Below are 6,473 nucleotides of genomic sequence, written 5' to 3' on the forward strand. Positions count from 1 at the left end.
ATCAAAGCATCCCAGCCAGCCGGGGAACAAAAAACAAACGATCTACGAGACCTGACCAGTTACCGGGCCGCCGGCTGGAACCAACCGCCGATCAGAACCACGGGAAGCGGTACGGGACGGTGATGGTGGCGGGGGTGGAGTGCAGCGGCGGGTCGGTGGGGGTGATCGTGGCCTGGGCGTGGGCGGTCACGGCGATCGACCTGGCGTTGACGTCCGCCGAGGTGGTGGTGCGGGTGGCGGAGCAGGTCAGCGAGCTGTTGGCGGCGATGGTTGTCACGGGGCAGTCGACGGCGGGTCCGCCGGGGCCGTGTCGATGGTGAGGCCGGTCAGTGGGCGCGCGCCGGCGTTCGTGACCGAGAACAGCAGGGTGAGGTTCTGCCCCGCACCGGTGAACGACCCCTGGGCCGGCCAGGCGACCAGGGCCAGGTAGTGGCGCAGCACCGTCAGCGTGGCCGGCGCCGAGGTGACCGGCGGGCCGGTGTACGGCGTGCCGCCGGCCCAGGCGGTGGTGGTCAGCGCACCGGCGGCGGTGTCCGCGGCGGTGGCGGTGTAGGTGCGGGTACAGGTCACGGACGCGCCCGGGGCGAGGGCGGTCGTCGGGCAGGTCAGCGGCGCCAGGGCTGCGCCGGGGTTCGCGGCGTAGGCGACGAGATCGGTCAGCTGATCGGCGCCGGTGTTGGTGACCTGGTAGCCGAAGGTCAGTTCGGAGCCGGTGGTCTGGAACGTCGTCGGGTAGGACGTCGGCGTCACCGTGAGACCGGTGCGCAGTGTCCGGAACACCCGTGCCCCGGCCGGTGGTGAGCTGACCGGCGGGCCGGTGTTGGTGGTGCCCAGGGCGACGGCGTTGGTCGCGACGTAGCCGCGCGCCACATCCACGATCGTGGTCGGGTAGCTGTTCTGGCAGGTCACGGATGCGCCGGGGGCCAGCTGGAAGGCACAGAGGATCGGCGCCCAGGGGCGCAGGCCGTCCACCACCGAGGTGAGCAGGAACGAGGTGGGGCCGTTGTTGGTGACGGTGTAGGTGAGGCCGATCGACTCACCTACACCGGAGAACGTCGGCGCGGAAGGGGTGACGGTCAGCGACACGCCCCCAGGAGTGTTCCGCGGGACCGTCAGCACCGACGGGTCGGACACCACGGGGGCGCCGGTCGCGGGCCGGCCGACGGCGACCACGTCGCTGTCGGCCTGACCGGCGTCGATCTGGCTCTGCGAGACGCTGCTCTCCTGCGTGCACACGGCCTGCTCGGACGGGGCGAGGACGAGCTCCGGCACCGCGCAGTCGACGATCGGGCCGGCCGACTCCGAGCGGCGCAGCAGGCTCACCGTGAGCGGAACGTCACCGGTGTTGGTCACGGTGTAACGCAGCTGCCGTGCCTGGCCCGCCGTGGAGATCACCGGCGGTTGGGATGTGGTGGTGAGCGTGAGCGCGGGGCTGCCCGGCGCGGGCGGCACCGGCACCGGCGCGGGGGCGTACGGGGTGACGTGGACCAGCGTCGAGGAGTAGAGATACCGGCCGGTGAGGTCGATCACCGGGATGCCCCAGCCGCGTACGGTCGCCGCGGCCCCGCCGGCGTCGATCTGGGCCTGGGAGCCCAGGACATGCGCCTGGCAGGTGACCGACCCCCGATCAGGACCCGCCGGTTCTCACAGATGGCGTACTCGTTCGGGGAGTGCACGTCGAGATCGAGACCGGCGCTGGCCAGGATTCGGCTGGTGTTGTTCGTCAGGACATAGGTGGTGACCACCTCCTGCCCGACGGTCGTGAACAGCGAGTCTTCCCGCAGGAAGGTCAGGTCCACCTGACCGGTGATGGCGATCGGCACGCTGGCGGACGCGGCGGCGGAAAGCACCGAGGTGCCGTCCGCGGACAGTCCGGCGGCGACGGCGGTGACGTTCACCGCGCTCTGACCGACGTCGAACATGCCGGCCCAACCGGTGGCGGTGCAGGTCGCGGTCGCACCCGGGTCGAGCAGGTAGGACGTGCAGGTCGCCTCGGAGGTGCTGGCGGTCGAGGCGATGCGCAGCGCCCCGACCGTGGCGGTGCCGGTGTTGGTCACCTGGTAGGTGTAGGTGACGGCCTCGCCGTACCCGCTGATCGCCGGCGGGGTGATCGCCGCCTCGAGATGCAGGCCCAGGCCCAGCGCCGAGTCGTCGCGGGCGATGGGTGCTCACCGGGGCCGAGAGGACGACCGGGCCGCCGTCGAGCGGGGTCGCGGTCGCCAGGACGGTGACGCCGAACGCGTGGGTGTCGACGTCCGCCTGGGTGGTGGTGTGCGAGGCGGTGCAGCTCGTGACCGTGGCCGGGGCCAGCGTGGTGGCGGCGCAGGTGACCGGGGTCAGCCCGGTGCGGGCCGGTTGCACACGCAGGTCCCGCACCGAGCCCGGGCCGCCGTTGCCCACCAGGAAGGTGAGGGTGAGCTCCTGGCCGACGCCGGTGAAGGTGGACGGTGCCACCGCCGCCGTCACCACCAGCTCGGGTGGCACCGCCGGCTCGGCGCGGGCCGTCCCGGCACCCACCCACCCGACCGTTCCCACTGTCAGAACAGCGATGACGGCCAGCAGGGTATCCAGCACCCGATCACGCGACATACACCGAATGATTGCACTGAGTAATTCCCCGCCTCGCTTTTCGCCGGGACGGGCGGCGTGTCGCCGTCCCGGGCGGCGCAGACCCGAGACAACCATCCTGAACAGGTGTTTTTTCTTCTGGAAAGCGTGCTCCGGGCGGCGCCTCACCGGCCCGGCCCGCGGTCGACCCGCCACACCGATACCCTTGTACCGTCATCTTCCAGATATCGGAGTCATCGGCCTTCCGCCGGCTCGATGACCGCGTCCGGGAAATGATGGGCAGCGCCCGGAGAAGCTCATTCCTGCCGGCGCTCCTTCCTGCCGGATCGCGCCACTGAGATGTCCGCCTGTCAGGAGACCAGGGAACATGAGCGCCAGAACCGAGGGCTACGAGCCTGGCCGGGCCGCCGATCCCGACGCGCGTACCCAGGATGACGTGGCCGCGGCCCTCGCCCGCATCGTCGACGACCGGCGGCGTCGGCTGCCGGCGGCCCGCGCCCGGGTGGAGAACTGGCTGGCGGCCAGCGAGATCCTGGCCGCGCTGGCGGCGCTGCCCGCGGAGCTCGCCGCGGCCACGGAGATCGAACGCGCCGCACTGGAACTGCGCTCCCCCACACTCGGACGTGAACTGGCCGAGGTGGTCGAGTCGTTTCGCGCCGTCGTGCGCCGGTTCTCCCGGGAGACCGTGACGATCGCCGCCAGCGGTGAGGCGCGGGTCGGGAAGAGCACCCTGCTGCAGTCCATCACCGGTCTCGGCGACGGGCAGCTGCCGGCGTCCACCGGTTCCCGGGTGACCGCGGCGCGCATCGTGGTCTTTCATTCCCCGGCCGCCCAGCGGGCCACCCTCACCCTGCATTCCTTCGAGAGCTTTCGACAGCACGTTCTTCGGCCGTACCACGTGGGCCTGAACATTCTTCCGGTGCCGGCGTCCCCGGAGGAGTTCGCCCACTACCGGTATCCGGAGGTCACCGACCTCGCGAACGAGGAACGCGGTGGCCACCGCCAGGCGGCCCTGCTGCGCCGGCTGCGGGACATGCAGGACTCCTTCGGGTCCTACCGGGAGCTGCTGCGCGGCACCGAGCAGGACATCGCGCTTTCCGACGTCCGCGGCTACGTCACCTACCCACCGGCGTCGCAGGAGGCCGCCGGTGGCGCGAGCCGCCCCTACCTCGCGGTCCGCGAACTGCGCGTCCACACCCCGTTCCCGCACGCGAGGGTGGACCGGCTGGCGGTCGTCGACCTGCCGGGCCTGGGCGAGGTGTCGGCGGAGGCGCACATCCACCACATGGAGGCGTTGCGCGACGACGTCGACCTGGTCCTGCTCGTGAAACGGGCGGGTCAGGGGCTGGCCCTGTGGCGGGAGGAGGACGAGCAGAACCTCGACCTGCTCGACGAGGCCCGCGGGCCGATCACCGCCCGGCGTGACTACGTCTTCCTGCTCATCAACGGCAGCACCGAGGATGATCCTCGCCTGCTCGACACGGTCCGCACGGAGATCGGCCGGGGCGCGAACCTCGGCTCCAGCGAGGCGGCGTTCACCGTGGTCGAGGCGGACGTCCGCGACCCGCGGCTGGTCTTCGACCGGGTCCTGCGGCCCGTCCTCGATCATCTCGCCAGCCGTCTGCCCGTCATGGACGCGGACGTGGCCGCCAGCGCCCAGGCCACCGGCACACTGCTGTCACGGCGGGTGGTCGACCAGGTGAACCAGCTCGGTGCCGCGGTGACCGCGGCGACGCGCGACACCGCGAGTGTGCGCACCGAGCTGGACCGGCGGGCCGAGCGGCTACGCCTGGACATCTCCCGTGACCTCGTCGCGCTCACCCGACGGTTCCGCTCCCGCGCCGAGGACCCCGAGGACGTCGACGAGGGCTTCCGGGACGTGGTCGAGCGGGTGCACGCCGACCTGGAACAGTGGGCCGCGACGGGCATGGGTGCGGGTGACCGGGAGCGGTGGGAGGCGAAGGTCGCCGACGAGATGCAGGGCGACGAGCAGAGCTCCGGGGTGGCGGCCAGCCGGTTCGGCGCCGCCCGCATCCGCGTCGCCCGCGGGTACGCGACCATCGACGACTACCTGAACAACGTCAATCTCGCCGGCCTGCTGGACGAGATCACCGCGATCCTCGCCCGCCATCTGGGGCCGCTGCTCGTTCCCACCGCGGGCGACGCCGACGCGCTGCCCGGCCAGGCCGCCTCCGCGAGCCACCGGTCGTTGGATCATCTGGCCACCACGTTGGAGGAACTACCCGAGGCGTGCCCCACCCTCGCCGTCGCCGTGCGGGAACTGTCCCGGCTGCGCTTCGAGTTCCGTTCGATGGTCTACCCGCACATCCGCGGCGAACTGGATCTGCTGCGCCAGGAGGCGTGGAATCCGGCCAGCGACCAGTACGAACCGCAGATCCTGGTCAGCCAGGACGAGGACGGCGCGCGCCAGATGTACGACTTCATCTCCCGGCGCACCCGCCAGGTCGCCTACCGGATTCGCAACACGGTCCTGGACGGCGCCGCGCGGCCCGCGCCGGTGCTCCTCGCGGCCACCGAGATCTTCGCGGACACGCTGATTCGTTCCCCGCAGGCCTCCGAGGAGGAGTTCCGCACCCTCGCGCACGCCTACGGGGATGAGATCTGGCCGGGCGAGTACGGCGGTCTGGACGCGGCGAACGCGCGCGTCGCCCGCCTGCGCACCCTGCTGCGGGAGACCCAGGACATGTTCGGGAGATTGGCGCAGTGACGACCGTGGACACCCCCTCGACAGCACCCGACATGTCGATGACGATCAGGGTCACCATGATGGGGCCCTCCCGGGTGGGGAAGACGACGCTGGTCACGGCGCTGCTCGAGAACGCCCGTGAGCTGCTCGCCGGGAATCCGGTCACGATCGGCCCGGCCGACCCGATGACCGAGAACCGGATTCGCCAGAACGAGGACGAACTCACCGGGGACCTGCTCGCCGGCGAGTTCCGCGCGGGTTCGCTGTCGGGCACGGAGAGCGTCAACTACTACCACATGCAGATCACGCCGGACGATGTTCCGGGCGAGGGCCTGGCCATGACGTTCATGGACTTCCCCGGCCGGCTGCTCACCCCGTCCGAGCGGGCCACCCGAGCCGCGGAATGGGCGGAGATCCTGGCCTTCACCCGGGTGAGCACCGCCCTGCTGATCCCGATCGACGCGGTCGTGCTCATGGAGGCGCGCACCAAGGACCAGCACCGCGCGATACCGCGCCTGCTGGGCCTGGGCGACGTCCGGACAGTCGCGGAGACCTGGGCGACAAGCCGCAACACCCGGCGCGGCGAACCGGCCACGGTGATCTTCTGCCCGGTGAAGTGCGAAAGCTACTTCACCGACCAGGGCGGCCGTGGCCGCGACCGTTCCCACGAACTCGCCCGCAGGGTGCAGGAAGTGCACGCGAACGTGGTCGACACCATCCACCGCGAGGCGGGCCACGCGCAGCTGCTCTACGCGCCGATCGACAGCATCGGCTGCGTCGAACTCGTCGATCCGCACTGGACGCTCATCGACGGCGGGAAAATACTGGAACCCGACCCGGAGTTCCTGGTCCGCCCACCCGGTCGGCGCAGTGTCGTCGGAGCCAAGGACGTTCTCATCCCGCTGGTGAGCCAGGCCGTCAACGCCGCCCGGCAGAGCGCGGAGAACCTCGAGAAGGCCGCCCGGGCCGAACAGGAACGACGCACCGAAGTCAACGGCCTCACCTTCTGGGACGCCGCCTCCAGATTCGGTTTCTGGACCGAGGTGCGGGACCGGATGGACGGCGCCACGAAACGTCGGAAAACGCTGAAGGAAGGCGCCACCGTCGAGGCCGCCGCGGCCCTGCGTACCCTCGACGCCTACGACAACGTGCTCGCCGGGATCAGCAACCGCAGCTTCGGCCCACGGGTTCGCACCCT

General features: G+C 71.1%; 5 protein-coding genes and 1 pseudogene. 2 read left to right on the forward strand and 4 right to left on the reverse strand.

What is annotated here, in order from left to right:
- Window positions 1-91: 91 nt before the first annotated feature.
- The 4 genes and pseudogenes from G6R24_RS16915 to G6R24_RS24225 form a co-directional block, all read right to left on the reverse strand.
- Window positions 92-277, reverse strand: coding sequence for a hypothetical protein (locus G6R24_RS16915; RefSeq protein ID WP_163550201.1), 186 nt, complete (start codon window positions 275-277; stop codon window positions 92-94).
- The gene (locus tag G6R24_RS16920; protein WP_163550202.1) at window positions 274-1,530 is read right to left on the reverse strand and encodes a DUF7507 domain-containing protein; all 1,257 of its coding nucleotides are present in this window, start codon (window positions 1,528-1,530) and stop codon (window positions 274-276) included. Before G6R24_RS16920 ends, G6R24_RS16915 begins: the two co-directional genes overlap by 4 nt.
- Window positions 1,527-2,162, reverse strand: coding sequence for a DUF7507 domain-containing protein (locus G6R24_RS16925; RefSeq protein WP_420840672.1), 636 nt, complete (start codon window positions 2,160-2,162; stop codon window positions 1,527-1,529). The genes G6R24_RS16920 and G6R24_RS16925 overlap by 4 nt, the downstream gene beginning before the upstream one ends.
- Window positions 2,163-2,199: 37 nt before the next feature.
- A pseudogene (locus G6R24_RS24225) lies at window positions 2,200-2,685 on the reverse strand (DUF7507 domain-containing protein); the annotation flags it as partial.
- A 250-nt stretch (window positions 2,686-2,935) separates the two neighbouring features.
- On the opposite strand from G6R24_RS24225, the gene G6R24_RS16930 reads away from it, so the two are divergent.
- Together G6R24_RS16930 and G6R24_RS16935 are read left to right on the forward strand one after the other, a co-directional pair.
- Window positions 2,936-5,296: a P-loop NTPase family protein gene (locus G6R24_RS16930; RefSeq protein ID WP_163550204.1), complete on the forward strand. Its 2,361-nt coding sequence runs from the start codon at window positions 2,936-2,938 to the stop codon at window positions 5,294-5,296.
- A partial coding sequence (locus G6R24_RS16935) for a hypothetical protein (RefSeq protein ID WP_163550205.1) occupies window positions 5,293-6,473 on the forward strand: 1,181 nt, incomplete at its 3' end. The genes G6R24_RS16930 and G6R24_RS16935, both read left to right, overlap by 4 nt.

The sequence above is a fragment of the Candidatus Frankia nodulisporulans genome (genome assembly GCF_902806475.1).
In the GTDB taxonomy this organism is placed as follows: domain Bacteria; phylum Actinomycetota; class Actinomycetes; order Frankiales; family Frankiaceae; genus Frankia; species Frankia umida.

Bases quoted from the DNA above. Each gene is read 5' to 3' on its own strand.
- G6R24_RS16930 (WP_163550204.1), top strand. From the start codon at position 2,936: ATGAGCGCCAGAACCGAGGGCTACGAGCCTGGCCGGGCCGCCGATCCC.